The organism is Flavobacterium esculini (genome assembly GCF_048284325.1).
In the GTDB taxonomy this organism is placed as follows: domain Bacteria; phylum Bacteroidota; class Bacteroidia; order Flavobacteriales; family Flavobacteriaceae; genus Flavobacterium.
Window position 1 is genome coordinate 24,882 of record NZ_JBLVPI010000002.1, and the last position, 20,062, is coordinate 44,943.

The 20,062-nt window shown below is 34.1% G+C and carries 19 protein-coding genes; 9 read left to right on the forward strand and 10 right to left on the reverse strand.

Translation table 11 applies throughout. The annotated features are described in order from the left end of the window. The first annotated feature begins 110 nt into the window (after positions 1–110). On the forward strand, positions 111–602 hold the full coding sequence (locus ACNQGG_RS01810; RefSeq protein ID WP_417960971.1) for an RDD family protein: 492 nt from the start codon (positions 111–113) through the stop codon (positions 600–602). A 62-nt stretch (positions 603–664) separates the two neighbouring features. On the opposite strand, the gene metE is transcribed toward ACNQGG_RS01810, so the two are convergent. Next, positions 665–2,989 carry a 5-methyltetrahydropteroyltriglutamate--homocysteine S-methyltransferase gene (gene metE / locus ACNQGG_RS01815; RefSeq protein WP_417960973.1) on the reverse strand — a complete coding sequence of 775 codons (2,325 nt, stop codon included), beginning with the start codon at positions 2,987–2,989 and terminating at the stop codon, positions 665–667. 155 nt (positions 2,990–3,144) lie between these two features. Here metE and ACNQGG_RS01820 point away from each other — a divergent pair, with 155 nt between their 5' ends. Together ACNQGG_RS01820 and dgt are read left to right on the forward strand one after the other, a co-directional pair. Continuing rightward, on the forward strand, positions 3,145–3,606 hold the full coding sequence (locus ACNQGG_RS01820) for an Lrp/AsnC family transcriptional regulator (protein WP_282710921.1): 462 nt from the start codon (positions 3,145–3,147) through the stop codon (positions 3,604–3,606). A gap of 134 nt (positions 3,607–3,740) precedes the next feature. Continuing rightward, positions 3,741–5,087 (forward strand): dGTP triphosphohydrolase, encoded by a 1,347-nt coding sequence (gene dgt / locus ACNQGG_RS01825; RefSeq protein WP_417960975.1) that lies wholly within the window; start codon positions 3,741–3,743, stop codon positions 5,085–5,087. A gap of 5 nt (positions 5,088–5,092) precedes the next feature. Here the strand turns inward: dgt and ACNQGG_RS01830 are convergent, their stop codons facing one another. After that, the gene (locus ACNQGG_RS01830; RefSeq protein WP_417960977.1) at positions 5,093–6,133 is read right to left on the reverse strand and encodes a DUF3078 domain-containing protein; all 1,041 of its coding nucleotides are present in this window, start codon (positions 6,131–6,133) and stop codon (positions 5,093–5,095) included. Positions 6,134–6,169: 36 nt separating this feature from the next. Next, positions 6,170–7,951: a 1-deoxy-D-xylulose-5-phosphate synthase gene (locus ACNQGG_RS01835; protein ID WP_417960979.1), complete on the reverse strand. Its 1,782-nt coding sequence runs from the start codon at positions 7,949–7,951 to the stop codon at positions 6,170–6,172. A 38-nt stretch (positions 7,952–7,989) separates the two neighbouring features. On the opposite strand from ACNQGG_RS01835, the gene ACNQGG_RS01840 reads away from it, so the two are divergent. Next, positions 7,990–8,433, forward strand: a complete 444-nt coding sequence (locus tag ACNQGG_RS01840) for a nucleoside deaminase (RefSeq protein ID WP_417960981.1) — start codon at positions 7,990–7,992, stop codon at positions 8,431–8,433. Positions 8,434–8,449: 16 nt separating this feature from the next. Here ACNQGG_RS01840 and ACNQGG_RS01845 read toward each other — a convergent pair whose 3' ends face one another. The 5 genes from ACNQGG_RS01845 to ACNQGG_RS01865 all read right to left on the reverse strand — a co-directional run bounded on the left by ACNQGG_RS01845 (position 8,450) and on the right by ACNQGG_RS01865 (position 13,506). After that, positions 8,450–9,985 (reverse strand): ArnT family glycosyltransferase, encoded by a 1,536-nt coding sequence (locus ACNQGG_RS01845; RefSeq protein ID WP_417960984.1) that lies wholly within the window; start codon positions 9,983–9,985, stop codon positions 8,450–8,452. Beyond that, the gene (locus tag ACNQGG_RS01850; RefSeq protein WP_417960986.1) at positions 9,985–10,362 is read right to left on the reverse strand and encodes a GtrA family protein; all 378 of its coding nucleotides are present in this window, start codon (positions 10,360–10,362) and stop codon (positions 9,985–9,987) included. The genes ACNQGG_RS01845 and ACNQGG_RS01850 overlap by 1 nt, the downstream gene beginning before the upstream one ends. Continuing rightward, positions 10,363–11,076, reverse strand: coding sequence for a phosphatase PAP2 family protein (locus ACNQGG_RS01855; protein WP_417960988.1), 714 nt, complete (start codon positions 11,074–11,076; stop codon positions 10,363–10,365). Between the two features lie 270 nt (positions 11,077–11,346). Beyond that, complete coding sequence (locus ACNQGG_RS01860; RefSeq protein ID WP_417960990.1) at positions 11,347–12,891, reverse strand: Rne/Rng family ribonuclease; 1,545 nt, start codon at positions 12,889–12,891, stop codon at positions 11,347–11,349. Positions 12,892–13,215: 324 nt separating this feature from the next. Continuing rightward, positions 13,216–13,506 (reverse strand): HU family DNA-binding protein, encoded by a 291-nt coding sequence (locus tag ACNQGG_RS01865; RefSeq protein WP_016989051.1) that lies wholly within the window; start codon positions 13,504–13,506, stop codon positions 13,216–13,218. 133 nt (positions 13,507–13,639) lie between these two features. Here ACNQGG_RS01865 and mutY point away from each other — a divergent pair, with 133 nt between their 5' ends. The 4 genes from mutY to gldD are packed head-to-tail and all read left to right on the forward strand — an operon-like array spanning position 13,640 to position 17,049. Next, on the forward strand, positions 13,640–14,677 hold the full coding sequence (mutY, locus tag ACNQGG_RS01870) for an A/G-specific adenine glycosylase (RefSeq protein ID WP_417960993.1): 1,038 nt from the start codon (positions 13,640–13,642) through the stop codon (positions 14,675–14,677). Positions 14,678–14,723: 46 nt separating this feature from the next. Then, positions 14,724–15,164 (forward strand): single-stranded DNA-binding protein, encoded by a 441-nt coding sequence (locus ACNQGG_RS01875; RefSeq protein ID WP_417960995.1) that lies wholly within the window; start codon positions 14,724–14,726, stop codon positions 15,162–15,164. Positions 15,165–15,186: 22 nt separating this feature from the next. Then, complete coding sequence (locus tag ACNQGG_RS01880; RefSeq protein WP_417960997.1) at positions 15,187–16,482, forward strand: gliding motility-associated protein GldE; 1,296 nt, start codon at positions 15,187–15,189, stop codon at positions 16,480–16,482. A gap of 6 nt (positions 16,483–16,488) precedes the next feature. Continuing rightward, on the forward strand, positions 16,489–17,049 hold the full coding sequence (gene gldD / locus ACNQGG_RS01885; protein ID WP_417960999.1) for a gliding motility lipoprotein GldD: 561 nt from the start codon (positions 16,489–16,491) through the stop codon (positions 17,047–17,049). Between the two features lie 161 nt (positions 17,050–17,210). On the opposite strand, the gene ACNQGG_RS01890 is transcribed toward gldD, so the two are convergent. Further along, positions 17,211–17,594: a heavy-metal-associated domain-containing protein gene (locus ACNQGG_RS01890; RefSeq protein WP_417961001.1), complete on the reverse strand. Its 384-nt coding sequence runs from the start codon at positions 17,592–17,594 to the stop codon at positions 17,211–17,213. A gap of 105 nt (positions 17,595–17,699) precedes the next feature. Between ACNQGG_RS01890 and ACNQGG_RS01895 the strand changes: the two genes are divergently transcribed. Further along, positions 17,700–18,566 carry a DMT family transporter gene (locus ACNQGG_RS01895; protein ID WP_417961003.1) on the forward strand — a complete coding sequence of 289 codons (867 nt, stop codon included), beginning with the start codon at positions 17,700–17,702 and terminating at the stop codon, positions 18,564–18,566. A gap of 73 nt (positions 18,567–18,639) precedes the next feature. Here the strand turns inward: ACNQGG_RS01895 and ACNQGG_RS01900 are convergent, their stop codons facing one another. Beyond that, complete coding sequence (locus tag ACNQGG_RS01900; RefSeq protein WP_417961005.1) at positions 18,640–20,055, reverse strand: M16 family metallopeptidase; 1,416 nt, start codon at positions 20,053–20,055, stop codon at positions 18,640–18,642. Between the last annotated feature and the right edge of the window lie 7 nt (positions 20,056–20,062).

A 20,062-nucleotide genomic window follows, 5' to 3' on the forward strand; every position in this document is an offset into this window, starting at 1 on the left:
CAATCGGGGCTAAAACCCCAAGATTTAAGAGTAAAATTTGTAAATAATTCACTATATTTGAGATAATTATTAGCCCTTAAAGTCTTTTATTATAATCAAAAACGATAAAAATGGAAAATAAAAAATTTACTGTTACAGATGATTTATTAGCTTCCAAAAGCCAGCGTTTCCTGAATTTCCTTATCGATCTACTGATTATTTATATTATCGGAATCACTATCGGCACCACCATAACTATAATTGGAGATTTAACTCATAGTTATGCTGCGTCGAATTGGGTTACATCATTAAGCCTAATTGAAAGCTTCTTTTTTGGACTGATTATCCTGTTTTTTTATTACTCAATTACTGAAATGTATTTTTCCAGAACCTTCGCTAAATATTTTACAAAAACACTAGTTGTAAAGCAGGACGGTTCAAAACCCAATATGAAAAGCATTATTATACGTACAGTATCGAGATTAATTCCTTTGGAGCCTTTTTCTTTTTTAATGGCTGAGCGAGGATGGCATGATACATTGTCCGTTACGTATGTGGTGAAAAAGTATGAATTTGTAGAAAAAAAGAGATTACTTGATCCATCAGATGAGATTGTAGTTTGACAACAGTATCCCTTAAAAACAAAACCTAGTAGATTTTTAAATCTACTAGGTTTTTTTAATGATTAAACAGTTGCAATGTTTTCTACAGCAATTCTCATCTCTTGAGCTGCAGCTACCATTTCGACTAAAGCCTTTTTAGTTTCGTCCCAATGACGGGTTTTTAAACCACAATCCGGATTGACCCAAAGTTGGTCGACAGGAATAACTGCCGAAGCTTTTTCTAATAATTTTACCATTTCGGTACTGGAAGGCACACGAGGCGAGTGAATGTCATACACACCAGGCCCTATTTCATTTGGATAATTGAAATCGGCAAAAGCATCCAGTAATTCCATTTGCGAACGCGAACATTCTATGGTGATTACATCGGCATCCATATCAGCAATATTCTGGATGATGTCATTGAATTCGCTGTAACACATGTGCGTATGAATCTGTGTGTCATCTTTTACGCCACTTGCCGAAATTCTGAACGCTTTTACCGCCCAATCCAAATACGTTGCCCATTCTTCTTTGCGTAAAGGCAATCCTTCTCGAATGGCAGGTTCATCAATTTGAATAATCTTAATTCCTGCATTTTCTAAATCGACAACTTCATCTCGAATCGCTAATGCAATTTGGGTACAGGTTTCCGAGCGCGGCTGATCGTTACGGACAAAGGACCATTGCAAAATAGTCACGGGACCGGTTAACATTCCTTTTACCCATTTTGGCGTAAGCGATTGAGCAAAAGCCGACCATTTCACAGTCATTGGATTTGGTCTTGATACATCGCCATAAATAACGGGAGGTTTCACACATCGGCTTCCGTAACTTTGTACCCAACCATTTTTGGTAAACGTAAATCCGTCGAGTTGTTCACCAAAATATTCCACCATATCATTGCGTTCAAATTCTCCATGTACTAATACATCAATGCCGGTTTCTTCTTGAAAACGAATCGTTTCTTCGGTTTCTTTTTGAAGCAAATCATCATATTGTTGTTGGTTTAATTCGCCTTTTTTGAACTTCGCTCTCCAGCTACGCACTTCGGTGGTTTGCGGGAAAGAACCAATAGTTGTAGTAGGAAATAAGGGAAGATTCAATACATCTATTTGTTTTTTTCTTCGAACGGAAAATGGATTTTGTCTTTGATCATCACCAGTTGTAATGCTGGCAACACGATTTTTTACCGCATCATTATGGATTAATTTTGATGTTTTTCGGTTTTCGTTGGCGATCGTATTTTCTTGAAATAAAACCGATTCATGTTGAGTTATCTCATTTAAAGCAAAGCTTTGAAGCAGTACTACTTCATCGATTTTTTGTTTGGCGAAAGCCAGCCATTGTTTGATTTCAGGAGTTAATGTTGTGTTGTTGGTTTCTAGTTCCAAATCACATGGCGAGTGAATAAGGGAACACGATGGTGCAATTAGGATTCTGTTTTCGCCAAGTGCGTCCGTTGCTTTTTTGATAAGGGCTAAAGATTTTTTGAAATCATTTTTCCAAATGTTCCTTCCATCGACAACGCCAAGGGAAAGATTTACGTTGTCTGATAATTGTCCGGATTCTAAAATATCATCCAACTGCGAATGACAACGCACCAAATCCAAATGTAAAGTGTGAACAGGTAACGCAAGAACAGTTTCAAGATTTTCGCCAAAACAATCAAAGTAGTTTGCAAGAATTAGCTTGATTTTAGGGAAGCGTTTGTTGATTTCGGTATACACATAAGTGATAGCGCTTCTTTCTTTATCCGTTAGATTCAAAGCCAAAAAGGGTTCGTCAAATTGAATCCATTTTACATTTTCATTTTCCAGTTTTTGAAGAATTTCAAAATATACCGGAAGTAATTTATCAATAAGGTCTATTCTATGGAACCCTTCTTCTTTTTCTTTTCCAAGGAGTAAGTAGGTAACAGGTCCTATAAGTACCGGTTTTGTTGCAATTCCTAAAGTATTGGCTTCTTTGAATTCGTCGATTATTTTTTCGGAGAATAATTTAAATTCTTGATCTTTTGTAAATTCCGGTACGATGTAATGGTAATTGGTATCAAACCATTTTGTCATTTCCATGGCAACCACATCTTCTCCGTCTTTTTGTGAACCTCTTGCCATGGCAAAATACAAATCGATAATGGAGTTTGTTTTGGCTAATTCTTGATAGCGTTTTGGGATAACACCTAATGTAAGTGATAAATCCAGTACTTGATCGTAAAACGAAAAGTCATTGGAAGGGATTAAATCGATTCCGGCCTCGGCTTGTAACTGCCAGTTTTCCTTGCGGATAGTTGCACCTACAGTTAAAAGTTCTGCTACAGAAATTTTTCCTGCCCAATACGATTCACAGGCTTTTTTTAATTCTCTGTTGCTACCAATTCTTGGATAACCTAGATTGTTTGTTTTCATTGTATATAGTATTTTTTACTATGCAAAGTTATTGTATTGGATATTTAAACTTAAATTAGCGCATTGTTTCAGTGAATAAAAATGCTGTATGAGTATATGGCAGGTTTTAGTTCTGAATGAAACTTTTAAAATGATTTTTAACAGTAAAAAATACTATGGAAAATATAGACAACATTGATTTACAAATTTTAAAACACCTACAAGAAAACTCCAATATCAATACTAAAGAGCTAGCAAGTAAATTATTTCTGACGGTTACACCAGTCTATGAGCGGATAAAAAGACTGGAACGAGATGGCTATATTATGAAATATGTTGCCTTGCTTGATAAGAAAAAATTAAATCTTGGAATGACTGTTTTTTGTAATGTACGACTAAAGGAACATGCTAAAAATGTGGGGAGTAATTTTGTAAAAGATATTGTTGCCCTTCCTGAAATTATCGAATGCTACAACATTGCAGGAGATTATGATTTTATGTTGAAAATCCTGGTGGAAGATATGTCCAGTTACCAAGATTTTGTGATGAATAAACTATCCACTATCGAAAATATCGGGAATACGCAAAGTGTTTTTGTGATGGGAGAAATCAAGCACAGTACGGCATTGGCTATTTAACAATGCAAAATGATTGAGTTGGAATTTTTGTTTTAAGAGAATTTTAATTGCGGGGTAAAATCTTAAAATAAAATGTATTTTTGGTTCTTTTAAATCGGAGATCAAAATTCGTTAATCTGAAATTATAAATCATAATGAACTGGGAACAACTTTTATCACTAAGAAGACAAGGCGACAAGGGCAAAAGATTGCGTGTAGAACAAGACGATACCCGTTTGGGTTTTGAGGTTGATTATGATCGTATAATCTTCTCGTCTGCTTTTAGAAGTTTACAGGATAAAACACAAGTTATTCCATTGTCGAAAACTGATTTTGTACATACCAGATTAACACACAGTTTAGAAGTTTCGGTAGTAGGACGCTCTTTAGGGCGATTGGTTGGTAAGAAAATCATAGAAAAATATCCACATTTGAAAGAAGTTCATGGCTATCATATGAATGATTTTGGGGCTATTGTTGCCGCAGCGTCTTTGGCGCATGATATTGGGAATCCGCCCTTTGGACATTCAGGAGAAAAAGCGATTGGAGAGTATTTTTCGATTGGAAAAGGACAGCAATACAAAGACCAGCTTACAGCCAAAGAGTGGCAGGATTTAATTGATTTTGAAGGAAATGCGAATGGATTTTCAGTACTGACAGCAGGTCGCCCCGGAATTGAAGGTGGACTTAGAATTTCCTATGCGACTCTTGGTGCTTTTATGAAATATCCAAAAGAAAGTCTGCCGAAAAAACCTACCGCAGCTATTGCAGATAAAAAATACGGTTTTTTTCAAACTGATAAAGTCTTTTTTCAAGATGTGGCTGCTGATATGGGTTTGATTCTAAATAAATCAGGAGATAATATAGGTTTCGAAAGACATCCTTTGGCTTATTTAGTCGAAGCTGCGGATGATATTTGTTATACCATTATCGATTTTGAAGACGGAATCAATTTAGGGTTAGTTTCGGAGGATTTTGCCTTGGAATATTTGATAAAATTGGTAAAAGACAGTATTGATACTTCTAAATACAAGACTTTAGAAACCAAAGAAGATAGAATAAGTTATTTGAGAGCCTTGGCAATCGGTAGTTTAATTAATGATGCAGTGAAAGTTTTTATCGAAAATGAAGCCTTAATTTTGGAGGGTAAATTTCCGTATGCTATAATGGATAAAAGTAAGTACAAAGCGCAGATGGATGATATCATTAAAATCAGCGTTAAAAACATTTACCAAAGCCGTGAAGTCATCGAGAAAGAAATCGTCGGATATCAAATTATACAAACTTTATTGGATAAATTCATAACCGCTTTCAATAATAAATTCAACGGAGAAGCATCAAATTATGATGCTCTCATTATGAAAATGTTGCCAGAGAAACATCATTTAGAAAAGGAAAATCTTTATGGAAGATTACTTCATATTTGTCATTATGTATCGCTGCTGACTGATGGGAATGCGCTCGAATTATTTGAAACTATTAATGGAAGAAAAAAAGCTTAATTGTTTTAGAAAGCATATACTATTCCCACACCTAAAAGTTGTTTTAGTTGTGTTTTTGGACCTTCGGTAATTTGTTTGCCATCAATTTCTTTTTTTGTTTTTATATCATCATCATAGACTATTCGGGTTCCTATATTTGCTTTTACATATTGGTTTACAACTAAGTCTAATGTTAAATCGCAATCAACATCAACATTGCCAAAATTATTAATGTAATCAGAGTATAAACTTAAGCGGTTTTCTATATTAATATTTTTGGCAATTTCTTTTTTATAAGAGCTAGTCACTAAAAAACCAAGTTCAGTTTTTGACATTTTACCTTCAGAAATTAGAAGCCCAGCACTGTCATAAGTTGCTTTTTCAACACCAAAGGCACCTTGATTGGCTAATTTTTGATCTAAAACCAATGTGGTTTTAAAAGTAAAAGGGGAAATATAGAATATTCTATTTTTATCTTTACTGCTGTTTTCAGCTCCCATCCCCATAAATGCATATGCTGGCGCTAAAGGTTTTGATTTGGCAATTTCTGTATTAGGATACGAATAACCATTTGAAAATTGTGAGTTGAAGTTGAATTTTGCAGTGTGGTACCAATTTGAAAGGGTGTCATTTCGATACCCAAATGAGGAATTAAATCGTATGGCATCTTCCGTTTTTCTTACTTCGATTCCATCTTGTTTGTTTAAACCATATCGAATAACAAGTTCGTTTACCCATTTGCGATTTTTTTTGGCATAAACTCTTGTAAAATCACCTTTAACCAATCCAGATATGGAGCTTGTTCCACCAGCACTCCAATTGACAAAAGCAATTTCAGAGAGGTAGAAGCCTAAACTATTTTTTTTTGTCCAGGGAGATACCGTATATATAGGGGTTGGCGGGTGTATTTTTAGTGCAACTGTCAAAGGTTCGAATGTGGTTACTTTTACGAGTGTTGTTGTAGGTATAAGGCCATCTGTTATAGGCATTGTTGGTGTTTCCTGAGAAAAACTATTTATAGAAATTGTTAGCGAAAACAAGAGTAAAGCGTAGGATAGTAATTTCATAAAATCGTATAAATTTAAGGGCGAAAAATAATTATTTTAATAACTCGAAAAAAGTATTTCAAGACTTTTAACGTCAATTTTGCAATATTGTTGTAGTTCCGTAACAGTGCCCTGTTCGATAAATTCATCGGGAATCCCAAGAACAGTTATTTTTGAAGTATAATTATTCTCGGACGCAAACTCGAGAATTGCACTTCCAAAGCCGCCTTTGATAACGCCGTCTTCTATTGTTAGTATATGTTTAAATTCAGTAAAAATGGAATGTAATTGATTGTTGTATAATGGCTTAACGAAAGGAAAGTCGTAATGGGCAATGATTGTTGTGTTTTTTATTTTGGCTAAAGCCAAAGTAACATTATTACCAATTGTACCATTGGATAAAACGGCTACTTTCGAACCTTTTTTGATGCAAATACTTTTTCCAATTTCTATTTTTTCATACTTGCCAAGATGTTGAATATGCCAATTTTCAATGACACCACGACCTCTCGGATAACGAATCGCTATTGGATTATTCAAGCCCAACTGTGCCGTATATAGAATGTTTTGTAAAGCTATTTCGTTTAATGGAGCATAAACAATCATATTGGGAATGCATCGTAAAAAAGCCAAATCGAAAACGCCATGATGAGTTGCGCCGTCTTCACCCACTAGACCAGCTCTGTCCAAACAAAAAATTACCGGTAAATTCTGTATAGCCACATCGTGGATAACCTGATCGTAGCCTCTTTGTAAAAAAGTAGAATAGATGTTGCAGAAAACCACCATACCTTGTGTTGCCATTCCGGCTGCTAGAGTCACCGCATGCTGCTCGGCAATACCTACATCAAAAGCACGTTTTGGGAAAGCCTCCATCATAAATTTCAAGGAACTTCCGGATGGCATTGCAGGAGTAATTCCTATGATTTTTTCGTTCTTTTTAGCTAAATCCAATAGGGTCAAACCAAATACATCTTGGTATTTTGGGGGTAAATTTTCTTCGGATTTTACGTGGATTTCACCTGTGCTTGCATCAAATTTTCCGGGGGCATGGTATTTCACCTGATCCTCTTCGGCTTGTTGCAGTCCTTTTCCCTTGGTGGTAATGATATGGAGGAATTTTGGACCTTTTGTTTTCTGTAATCGCTTTAATTCCTTAATTACCGCAAAAATATCATGTCCGTCTATTGGTCCCGAATAATTAAAATTCAGAGACTTAATCATGTTGTTTTGTCTTGGATTCTTTCCTTCTTTAACTGCAGTGAGGTATTTTTTCAATGCGCCTACGCTTGGGTCAATGCCAATAGCGTTGTCATTCAGAATCACCAATAAATTAGCATCAGTGACTCCTGCGTGATTTAAACCTTCAAAAGCCATTCCTGATGCGATGGAAGCGTCTCCAATTACTGCAATGTGTTGTTTGTTGAAGTCGCCTTTCAAATTGGAAGCAATTGCCATTCCAAGAGCTGCCGAAATGGAAGTAGAGGAGTGGCCTACGCCAAAAGCATCGTAACTACTCTCACTTCTTTTTGGAAAACCCGAAATGCCCCCTAATTGTCGATTGGTATGAAAATTTTCTCTTCTGCCCGTCAGTATTTTATGTCCGTAGGCTTGGTGGCCTACATCCCAAATCAATAAATCGTTTGGTGTATCAAAAACATAATGCAAAGCGATAGTGAGTTCTATAACGCCAAGACTTGCGCCGAGATGACCTTCTTTTACTGAGACAATATCGATGATGAAATCACGTAATTCCTGAGCAACTTGAGGAAGTTGGGCTTCGTCGAGTACCCGTAAATCGGTTGGGTTATTTATGTTTGAAAGTAAATTATCTGACATAAAGCAAATGTACGAATTGAATTCTTATTTTTGTAGCTATGATAAATCCTTTCACCGACGAATATTTTATGAAAAAAGCGTTGCAAGAAGCCGAAATGGCTTTTGATAAAGACGAAATTCCTGTTGGTGCCATTATTGTCGTTGATAATAAAGTGATAGCCCGAGGTCATAATCTTACTGAAATGCTCGTTGACGTTACTGCTCATGCCGAAATGCAGGCTATTACAGCTGCTGCGAATTATCTCGGGGGTAAATATTTAATTGGGTGCACACTTTATGTGACATTAGAACCTTGCCAAATGTGTGCCGGCGCTTTGTACTGGAGTCAGATTTCGAAAATTGTTTTTGGTGCAACCGATGAAAATCGAGGTTTTACAAAAATGGGAACACAATTGCATCCTAAAACTACTGTTGTTTCTGGAGTTTTAGCTGAGCAAGCTGCAGAGCTGATGAAAAGATTTTTTGTGGAGAGAAGGAAATAATTATATAGAATAACGGTTATTTTGCTTTATATCCTTCAAGCAAATAAACCAGCATATTTCTAACATGCTTTTTATTCCTGAATTGTCTGATGACTACTGGCGTGTTAATTTTTTCGAACATTATTTTGTATGGCTCACTCGGATCGCTAAAATTATTGGATACTGTAATAAAGTAGGCGTCATCACCATATTTTAGTTTCTTTCTGTATTTGTTTAACCATTCATAGGTATGAATATCCTCTAATTTACCAACAGCAATGAAATCTAAATGCAACGGTTGTGCAATATAATTATCGATATGTGCACCAGGAAACCACTTGTTGTTAATTATAAAAGTTGTAGTCGTTTTTCCAGATTCAATCTCTTTTTTATATGTTTTTTGAAACTCATTTTTGAAGAAATTCCAATCGTACATGTCTAATGTTACATCACCTTTACCAAACGATTCTTCTTTTTTATTTCCAATGGTGCCGGGAAAGTAATTAATTAACAGAATTCCAGAAATTGTTATTATCAATATGAAAATACAAGAAGAAATGGCTAATTTATTTAATCTTAGATTTTTATTTTTTAAAGTTTGTACTTCATCAGCAATGTAACAAGCGGTGAGAATCATCAATGCTATAAAGGCCGGTCCGGACCAATGTGGAAGCGTATCTCTGAACAATGACATAAAAAGCAGCAAGAAAATTAATGGAATACTTAATAAAAGAAGTACTCTTTTGATTGGCGCTGCGATATCGAGTTTGTTTTTCCAAAGTGCAATTATTGATACAATAAACAAAAAATAATTAATCGGGTTATTATAAAAAATACCTCCAAAAAATTCTCTAAAAAAACTACTGGAATTAATACCGCTATTAATGGAAACTCTATTACTGTGAAAAGTATAGGTAATGAAATGATTATTAATATTCCAGATTAATACGGGTGAAATAATTATAATAGTGATTAATACCGCAAGATAGAGGTATCCATTTGCCAGCAGAGTCCTTTTATAGCATAAAATATACAATGCAAAGCCGAACCATAAAAATATACCATGTATTTTACTCATAATACACAAGCCAGTAACTAGTCCAAAAAGTAAAAGATTATAATTTAGATTGGTGTCAGTTTTGGTAGCTGATACAATTTTTATAAGTAAAGAAACACAGATCATCCAAAAAAATAATTGTGGGGAATCAGGCATAATAAAAACACCTGCAATTATACTCGAATAAAAAGAACCAGTAAACAATAAAGCAGCGATAAAACCTGCTTTTTCATTCTTTATATTTTTGCAAATAGTATAAATCAAATAGGTGTTAACTCCTGCTAAAATAATAGAACCTAAACGGATGAAAAGTTCGTTTGTGAAAAACAAATTGAGAGTTGTCAATCTGATAAGTAAGGCAACCATAGGTGGATGGTCGAAATAATTCCATTGCAAATGTTGGGCATAAGTAAGGTAATAAACTTCATCGTTGCCCAGTCCTGTTGTAATTGCAATAATCCCCCTAACTAAAGTGGCAATAAGTATCAATAATAATAGCTTGTGCTTTTCTGTCATTATAATTTAAAGGTATACAGTTTGTTGGCGCTAAAATTCCAAACGACCACAATAATAGTAACGATTACTTTGCATATATAAAAATTGATTTTCGTGTTTTTTTGAAGCAAATAAAGCAAAATTGTATTTAATATAAAGCCTATAATTGAAATAAGCAAAAAACTAAAAAACTGAGATACAACATGGCTATCGTTATTATGAAAAGTAAAATATTTGTTGAGAATATAATTGTTTACAACGGCAAATGAAAAACCTAACGAGTTAGCAACATATTTATTTAGTCGCAATTGTTCTTTACAAAACCAAGTAATACAGAAATCGATTGCAAGACCTGTGAAGCCAACTAATCCAAATTTTATAAATATAATGAAATCCATTTAGCCGTTGGTTATTGAAGAGTTTGGAAAAGTAGTGCCCCAAGGTTTTAGCATTAAACGTCTTTGTTTAGTAATTATTTTGATGATTTTTAAACTGATTGTATCGTACCAAACTATAGATAAAGACGCAAACAAAATCCCTATTATAGCTCCGCCCAATACATCTATTAAAAAATGATGGGCCAGATATATTCTGGAATATCCTATTAAAAGGCCAAAGCCAAATGAAAAACCACTAACACGTTTACTTGTGAAATAAGTAGAAAAAATTGTGGCCATTGCAAAAGCGGATGCGGAATGGCCGGAAGGAAAGCTGCGAAATCCAACTCTACTATTCACAAAAGTATCTAAATAAAATTTGTATTTATGGGCTGCAAAATACACACTGGGCCTAGGTGCAGTAATAATTGATTTGAAAATTTGGGAAAATATACCAGAAAACAAATAAGCCATTATTAAAAGGAAAGCTAGTTTTCTATGCTTTTTAGAAAAAACAAGAATTACTGAACTAACTAAAAAAGTGAACATACCATCTCCCAAAAAAGTGATATTCTGAAAGAAGATTTTTAGGGTTTTTGTGTGAAAACTATTCAGAAAAATAAAACCTTCAGTTCTTGAAAGAACGCACAAAAAAACAGCAATAGTTATTGTCAACAGTAAATTAATTTTATAAAACAGACTGTTTTTATTGAGTATGGTTAAAAGGTCATTCATTTTTAAAAAAAAAATATTTTCACAAAAATAACAGCTTACTGTATTTTTAATAGAAGATAAATATTATAAAAATAAAATCAAATTGTGAAACCAATGTTAAGTATGCTGAGATGATTTTATTGAATCAAGTGTCGTATTTTTATAAAAAAACAGAACAAGCTATAACGGCGATCAAAGATTTGGAGAACACAAAAACGTCTAAAAAAAAAGCATAAAAAAACCGCCAATCTCACGAAAGGCGGTTTTTTATTCTGAATTTTATTTCAGAATCTATTCTATAATAACATTTTCTTTTTTATCGAAGAAATGATATTCTAAATACGTGTAAGCGTCACGAGGTATGATTTTCACCCACTTTTTATGTTCAAGAAACCATTTTGAACGTAATGATGGAAAACCTTTGGTAAGGTATGCTGCCACAAATGGATGTACATTAAGTACTACTTCTTTGTGATTTTTTAAAACTCTTTCTAAATCGGAAGCAATTTTATCAATGATTAATATTGGAGCTTCAATTTCTCCATTTTCATTGTTTGGATCTTCTTCTCTAGTTTTAATGTTTACTTCTGGTCTTACTCTTTGTCTTGTAATCTGGACTAATCCAAATTTGCTAGGAGGTAAGATTTTGTGTTTTGCTTTATCATCGCTCATTTCTTCCCTTAGGAATTCGAACAAAACTTTACGATTTTCTGGATTAGACATATCGATAAAATCAACTACAATGATACCGCCCATATCACGAAGACGTAATTGTCTTGCAATTTCGGCAGCAGCAATCATATTCACTTCCATGGCTGTGTCTTCTTGGTTGGTAGCCTTATTAGAACGGTTTCCGCTGTTTACGTCTATAACGTGTAAAGCTTCAGTATGTTCGATAATAAGATAAGCCCCTTTACTCATGGACACTGTTTTTCCAAAAGAAGTTTTGATTTGTCTCTCTATGTTGTATTTCTCAAAAATAGGCGTGTCATTTGATTGATAAAACTTAACAATTGTTTGTTTTGAAGGTGCAATTTCTTGTAAATAATCCTTCGTTTGGTTGAACAACTCTTCATCATCAATTTGAATACCACTAAAGGTATCATTAAATACGTCTCTTAATATAGAAGAGGCTCTGTTGAGTTCTCCTAATACTTTGGACGGATGATGAGCAGTTGGTAATTTTTTACACATTGCAGTCCATCTGCTAAGCAGGTTCTGCAAATCTTTTTCTAATTCGGCTGTATTTTTGCCTTCGGCTACTGTGCGAACAATAACACCAAATCCTTTTGGTTTGATGGATTGTACCAATCGTTTCAAGCGTTCTTTTTCCTTTTTGTCTTCTATTTTTTGAGAAATAGAAACGCGGTCAGAAAACGGAACTAAAACTATAAATCTTCCGGCAAGAGAAAGCTCAGCGCTAATTCTTGGACCTTTAGTAGATATTGGTTCTTTGACGACTTGTACTAAAATAGATTGATTGGCACTCAATACATCAGTAATGGTACCATCTTTGTCTATTTCTTTTTCAAACTGAAAGTTTTTTAGGGAGAAATCTTTTAATTTACCTGCGCTTACAAGTTTTATGAATTTCAGTTGGGAAGATAAATTAGGGCCTAAATCGTGATAATGTAGAAATGCATCTTTTTCGAAGCCTACATTTACAAAAGCAGCATTAAGTCCGGCAACGGGTTTCCTAATTTTGGCAATAAAAATATCACCAACCTGGAAGTTGCTTTTTTCTTCTTCTTTGTGTAATTCAATTAGTTTTCCATCTTTTAATAAGGCAAAATCTACTGCTTCAGAACTAGATCTAATGATTAATTCTTTATTCACACTGTAAATTTTTTATCTATTCGCCAAGGCGAACAAATGGATTAAACAATATTTTAACAGGTATTGAACCCGGGGAGGTTTTAGATTTCTGAGTTTTGATTCTTGATTTTAGATTTTTAAAATCTGCAATCTTAAATCTGTAATCTACAATCTTAAATCTCAATTTCAATGAACGTTTAAAAAGAAAAAAGTAGTTTAAAACTACTTTTTCTTTTTGTGACGGTTAGCTCTCGCTCTTTTTTTACGTTTGTGAGTCGCTACCTTATGTCTCTTTCTTTTTTTACCGCTTGGCATATCTTGAAGATTTTATGATTAATTAATTTATTATTTTGCTTCGTTATTTATTTTTACTCCTTCAACAAAAACTTTTGCAGGTTTGAAGGCTGGAATGTTGTGTGCAGGAATTTTTATTGTTGTATTTTTAGAGATATTTCTACCTGTTTTCTCCGCTCTAGTTTTTACGATAAAACTTCCAAAACCTCTTAAATAAACATTGTCTCCAGTTTCTAATGAATTTTTTACTTCATTCATAAAAGTCTCTACAGTTGCTTGCACATCTCCTTTTTCAAGACCTAATTTTTCTGAAATTTTTGCTACGATATCTGCTTTCGTCATTTTCTTTCCTATTTATTATGTTGTACTATTTTTTTGAGTTTGCAAATATAGGAATTTAAAAAACAATTATTCAAGCTAATTCATTAAATTTTAATAACATAAACTTTTACTTTTGCCAACAAATAATTAAAACATGACTTTTTCTAACTTGCTAATACAATGGTATTTACATAACAAGCGCGATTTGCCTTGGCGGAATACAACCAATCCTTACCCTATTTGGCTCTCGGAAATTATGTTGCAACAGACAAGAGTCGCTCAGGGGATGCCTTATTTTCTGTCTTTTACAGCTGCATTTCCTACTGTTTTTGATTTGGCGAAAGCCGATGAGGAGCAAGTTTTGAAACTTTGGCAAGGTTTGGGGTATTATTCCCGTGCCCGAAATTTACACAAAACGGCTCAGCATGTAGCTGATGAATTAGCAGGCGTTTTCCCTACTAGTTATAAGGACTTATTGCAATTAAAAGGAATTGGAGAATATACCGCTGCCGCAATAGCTTCTTTTTCTTATAATGAAGTGGTTCCAGTTGTTGATGGAAATGTGTTCCGGGTCTTGTCGCGTTATTTTGATGTTGAAACTGATATTGCTGCGGCTTCCGCCAAAAAAGAATTCGCTGCTCTGGCTTTTGAATTAATGCCAAAAGACAATCCCGCGATTTTCAATCAAGCCATCATGGAGTTCGGTGCCTTGCAATGCGTTCCTAAAAGTCCGAATTGTGGTATTTGCGTTTTTAACGAAAGTTGTGCCGCTTTGCAAAAAAACAAAGTAGATCAATTGCCAGTAAAATCTAAAAAATTGAAAGTAAGGAGCCGCTTTTTTAATTATTTGGTAGTCAATGATGAACAGGGAAATACTGTAATTCAAAAGCGAACTGATAAAGGAATTTGGCATAATCTATATGAGTTTCCTTTGATAGAAACTGAAAAAGTGGAAGACTTTGGTTTTATTGCGGAACGCATTCAAAAAGAATTTTTTACTAATAATGAGATCGTCAGTATAATGGAGTGTAATGAAAAGTGTATCATTCATAAACTGTCGCACCAACACTTGCATATCAAGTTTTGGAAAGTAAATATAAAAGGTACAATTGAAAACGGAATAGATGCTGCGACTTTAATTAGATTTCCTTTCCCAATTGTGATTCATAATTTTATTGAAAAGGATTTATAAAGTTTCTAAAAAAATGTATCTTTGATTGAAATACAATTCTACTATTATGAACGGAACATTGAATAAGGTTATGTTGATAGGTCATCTTGGTGATGATGTCAAAATGCATTATTTTGATGGAGGAAATTGTATCGGTAGATTTCAACTGGCGACAAACGAAGTCTATATTAATAAAACGACCAATGAAAAAATCACTTCTACGGAATGGCACAATTTGGTTGTACGCAATAAAGCAGCCGAACTTTGTGAAAAGTACCTTTCGAAAGGGGATAAAATTTATGTAGAAGGCCGATTAAAATCCCGACAATGGCAAGCGGAGGATGGCTCTACTAAATACACAACTGAAATTCAAGTAACCGAGTTTACTTTTTTAACCACCAAAAAGGATAACGAGAACAACAAACAAATTCAAAATCCAGAATCCGTAAAAAACACTAACTTTGACCCGCAAAACAGCGGTTTACCAGTTAATGATTTGCCGTTTTGATGTTTAACTAATCTTTTTTAATTTGGACCCAGAGCCCAGTTTATTTTTTGCCTACGCCATAGACACTGACTTGGTGTTTGGTTTTGTTGGCATATTTGCCTTACTTTTTTGTTCAGCAATTGTTTCAGGAGCTGAAGTGGCTTTGTTTTCATTGTCGCAAAAAGACATTGACGAAACGTTGCTAGAGAATGTTTCAAAAGGGAAAATTATCTCAGGACTTTTAGAAAAACCAAAAAAGCTTTTAGCTACACTTCTGGTCGCTAACAATTTCATCAACATTGGAGTTGTAATCTTATTTTCATTTGTTGGTAAAGATCTGTTTGCTGCTGTCACTTCCCCTATTTTAAAATTTATTCTCGAAGTAATTGTAGTTACTTTTCTATTGTTGTTGTTTGGAGAGGTTTTGCCCAAAGTTTATGCCAGCAGAAACAACATTAAGTTTGCCAAGTTGATCGTTTATCCTGTTGCAGTACTAGATAAATTGCTTTCGCCAATAAGTTTGCCGATGCGAAAAATTACTATTTATTTACATAATAAATTGGGAAAACAAAAGACAAATTTTTCTGTAAATCAATTGTCACAGGCACTGGAGCTGACAGATTCGGATGAAACAACTTCAGATGAGCAAAAAATATTAGAGGGAATTGTAAGTTTTGGGAATACCGATACGAAACAGGTGATGAGTCCCAGGATTGATATTTTTGCTTTAGAAATAGACGAATCTTTTTCAGTTATTTGTCCAAAAATTATAGAAAAAGGGTATTCCAGAATTCCGGTTTACCGAGACAATATAGATCAGATAGAAGGCGTTTTGTTTGTGAAAGATTTGCTTCCACATATAAACACCAGTGAATTTGATTGGAAGTCATTAGTAAGAGAGCCGTTTTTTGTTCCTGAAAATAAAAAATTAGACAATTTGCTGAAAGATTTTCAAAGTATGAAAAGTCATTTGGCCATTGTAGTTGATGAATATGGAGGAACTTCTGGTTTAGTCTCTTTGGAAGATGTAATCGAAGAAATCGTTGGTGATATCAGTGACGAATTTGATGATGATAATATCATTTTTTCTCAAATTGATGATAAAAATTATCTTTTTGAAGGAAAAATAAATCTCAAAGATTTCTATAGAATTATTGATGTAGACGAAGAATTATTCGAAATTAAAAAAGGGGAAGCCGAAACATTAGCTGGATTTATTCTTGAGATTTTAGGAAATTTTCCAAAAAAAGATCAAAAAATCTCATTTGAAAACTGCCAGTTTACGGTAGAGGCAGTGGATGAGAAACGAATTAAACAAATAAAAGTAACGATTGAATAATTAAAAATGTTAAAAAAAATAATCACTTTTTCAACAATACTACTGTCATTATTGAGCATTAGCTGCAAAGACGATGTTATACCAAAGCCATCAAGCTATTTAAGATTGGATTATCCAGAAGCAAAATATGTAAATTTTGAAAATGAATGTCCTTTTACTTTCGAGATGAATTCGGAGGCTGTTATCAAAGGAGAGAAAGATTGCGGATTTACCATTACTTATCCAAAAATGAAAGCCACTATTTATCTGACTTATAAGCCAGTCAATAATAACATTAATAAATTGTTGCGTGATGCTCAAAAACTAACATATGAACACGTTATAAAAGCAGATGATATATTGGAACAACCGTATTTAAATCCTAAACGAAAGGTGTATGGCATGTTTTATCAGGTAGATGGAAATGCGGCCACTAACTCGCAGTTTTATGCAACTGACAGTACAAAACATTTTGTAACCGGCTCTATTTATTTCTATGCGAAACCTAATTTTGATTCTATTATGCCAGCCGCAAGCTATGTCAAAAATGATATGCAAAGGTTAATGGAAACCTTAAAATGGAAATGATTTTTATAGAAAGTTCAATAAAAAAAATTAACCATATAAGATATTTAAGAACAAATAAGCTTATTGATAATAGTGATATGACCTTCAATTTCTTATATGGTTCAATAAAAAAAGCTTCTCAATTGTTGAGAAGCTTTTTTTACGAAATTAAATGATTTCTATTACGACTTCAGATTCGAAACTTTATATGTTTTACCGTCAGCCGTTGCTTCTACAACTTTAGTCAGAGTTTCAGGATTTTGAACGGTTTTGTCAAAAGTTACCGTTGCCAGTTTTTTATCAAAATCTACGGTAGCTTTTTGTACGCCATCCAGATCAGATAATTCACTTTCTATTGTTTTGGCACAACCAATCGCACAAGTCATTCCTTCTACTTTGAAACTTGCTGTTTGCAAATTAGCGGCTACAATTTCTTTTTTAACTTTCGGAACAGTAGTCTCTGTCGAAGCTGTTTTAGTTGGAGCAGTTTCTACAGTATTTTTTTTGCAACTTACAAATAAAAGACCTGCAAGGGCTATCGCTGCTATTGATTTTGTGAAATTCATTTTTATGAGATTTAAATTAAAGGTCTAATTATCAGTTGCAAAATTAATGAAAAAAAGAAGCCCTATTTCATAAAATTATTACAATTTTGGGGCAAAATTAGATTTATGAATGCAAGACAATTGAAATGGGTTTACTTGATGATTCTTGCCTTGATTTGGGGAAGTTCATTTATTTTAATAAAAAAGGGATTAGTTGGTTTAACTGCTTTGCAATTAGGTTCTTTGCGAATCCTGTTTGCAGCGGTTTTTTTGTTATTGATAGGTTTTAAAAGTTTAACAAAAATTCCAAAGGAAAAATGGAAATATATTGCACTCACTTCGTTATTTGGGACATTTACTCCAGCATATCTTTTTGCTATTGCCGAAACTGAAATTGACAGTTCCATAACCGCGATTCTTAATTCCTTGACGCCATTAAATACTTTGATTTTGGGAGCGATGGCTTTTGGGATACATTTCAAAAGAAGTCAGGTTTGGGGCGTTTTTATAGGTCTTGTAGGGAGTATGCTTTTAGTTTTTAACGGTGCCATAAATCATCCGGAGCAAAATTATTATTACGCTATTTTAGTTATAGTCGCTTCTGTTTGCTATGCCATAAACGTCAATTTATTAAAAAAATATTTGCATGATTTGAGCCCGTTGAGTATTACTACCGGGAATTTTGCATTTCTGTTGTTGCCAACATTGCTTATTTTAATTTTCTCTGGTTTTTTTGATGTAATTCATGTTGAGACCGTACAGCATTCGGTTTTGTTTATCATGATTTTGGGAGTGGTAGGAACTGGAATCGCTAATATTCTTTTCTTTAAATTAATCCAAATGTCCTCGCCGGTTTTTGCCACTTCGGTGACGTATTTAATCCCGATAGTCGCTTTTTTCTGGGGATTATTAGACAATGAAATGTTGACGCCAGTTCAGTTTTTTGGCGCTTTTATTATTTTGATTGGAGTTTATTTATCGGCAAAAAAGTAGTTTTAGCATTCAGATTTCAGGTGATGCGATTAGTAAAAAAAAAGGCTTTCTTTTAGGATAGCCTTTGTTGATTTTATTTGTAAACGGGCTTCTCTACAGGATTTCCGTAATTGTCAAAATAGAATAGTGGAATGTTTAGTTTTTCCAATCCCGGAATCACTTCAGATCCTTTTCCGGCAATTATAATTCGGGTATTATCTAAAAGGAAATACGTGTTGGCAGCACGAAGAATGTCATCTGGCGTTACTGCGTTTATGGTTTTAATATAATTTTCATAGAAATCAGCAGGAAGATCTTCTGTTTCTATGTTTAAGGCGTATCGTGCAATTGCCTGTGGCTTTTCCACTTGCATTACAAACCGACCGATGTATCCGGCTTTTACATTTTTAAGCACTTCTGCCGAGACTTTTTCGGTTCTTATTTTTTTAATTTCTTTGATAAATTCTACCACGGCACTATCGGTAACGGTGCTTTTTACAGCAGAGGATGATCTTATTTTTGTAACGTATTTTCCAGAGCCGATGATTGCATTGGCACCATACGTCCATCCATTTTTTTCTCTTAAATTCATATTGAGGTAACTGTTGAAATCTCCACCAAGGATATAAGTGGCAATTACAGCTGGGAAAAAATCAGGATCGCTCATTTTTAAATTCACGGTATTCACTAGCGAAATCTCTGATTGAACGGCATTAGGGACATCAACAAAATTGATTTGGGTAAACGGTACATTTTGCGGGGCTGCATAGGTAAACTTTGGTGTTGGTTTTTTTTCCCATGAGCCAAAAAGTCTTTCAACAATAGGTTTAACATCATTATATTTAATATCTCCAATAATTACCAAATAGCCGTTTTCGGGCACAAAATAGTTTTGATAATTGGATTCCACATCAGCAAGCGTTACGTTTTTAAGTGTTTCTTCGGTCATGTATTCACCGGAAGGGTGGTTTTTTCCAAAGGCAAGCGCATCAACCACTCTGTTAGCAATTGCAGGCACGCTTTTTTCCTGCGCTTTTAGTCCTTCTAATAATTTAGCTTTTTCTTTGTCGAATTCTTCTTGGGTGAATTTTGGATGCAAGGCTCCGTAAGCCATTAGTTCCAAAATTCTTCCTGAATATTTAGAAAGGGAACTGGCATAAGCGCCTTGTGAACTAAAGTTGATATTGGCGCCCAAGAAATCAATTTCTTCGTTGAAAGCATCTTTTGCAATTTTCACACTCCCGTTTCCTATAAGGTTGTTGCACAATTCATCGACACCTTTTTTAGTGCCTTCTGCAAATGGAGCGTTGTCTAATGCAAGATTAAAAGTTACTCGGGGTAATTTGTGATTTTCTACAATCATTACTTTCAAACCATTGTCTAAAGTAAAGGTTTGCGGTTTTTTTATATTTACCACTGGAGAAGCTCCAGGTTTTGGTTGTGGACGATTTTGTGCCTGCATGATTCCTGTTATGAACAAAATGAATAATAGAATAGTTGTTTTTTTCATGATTGAA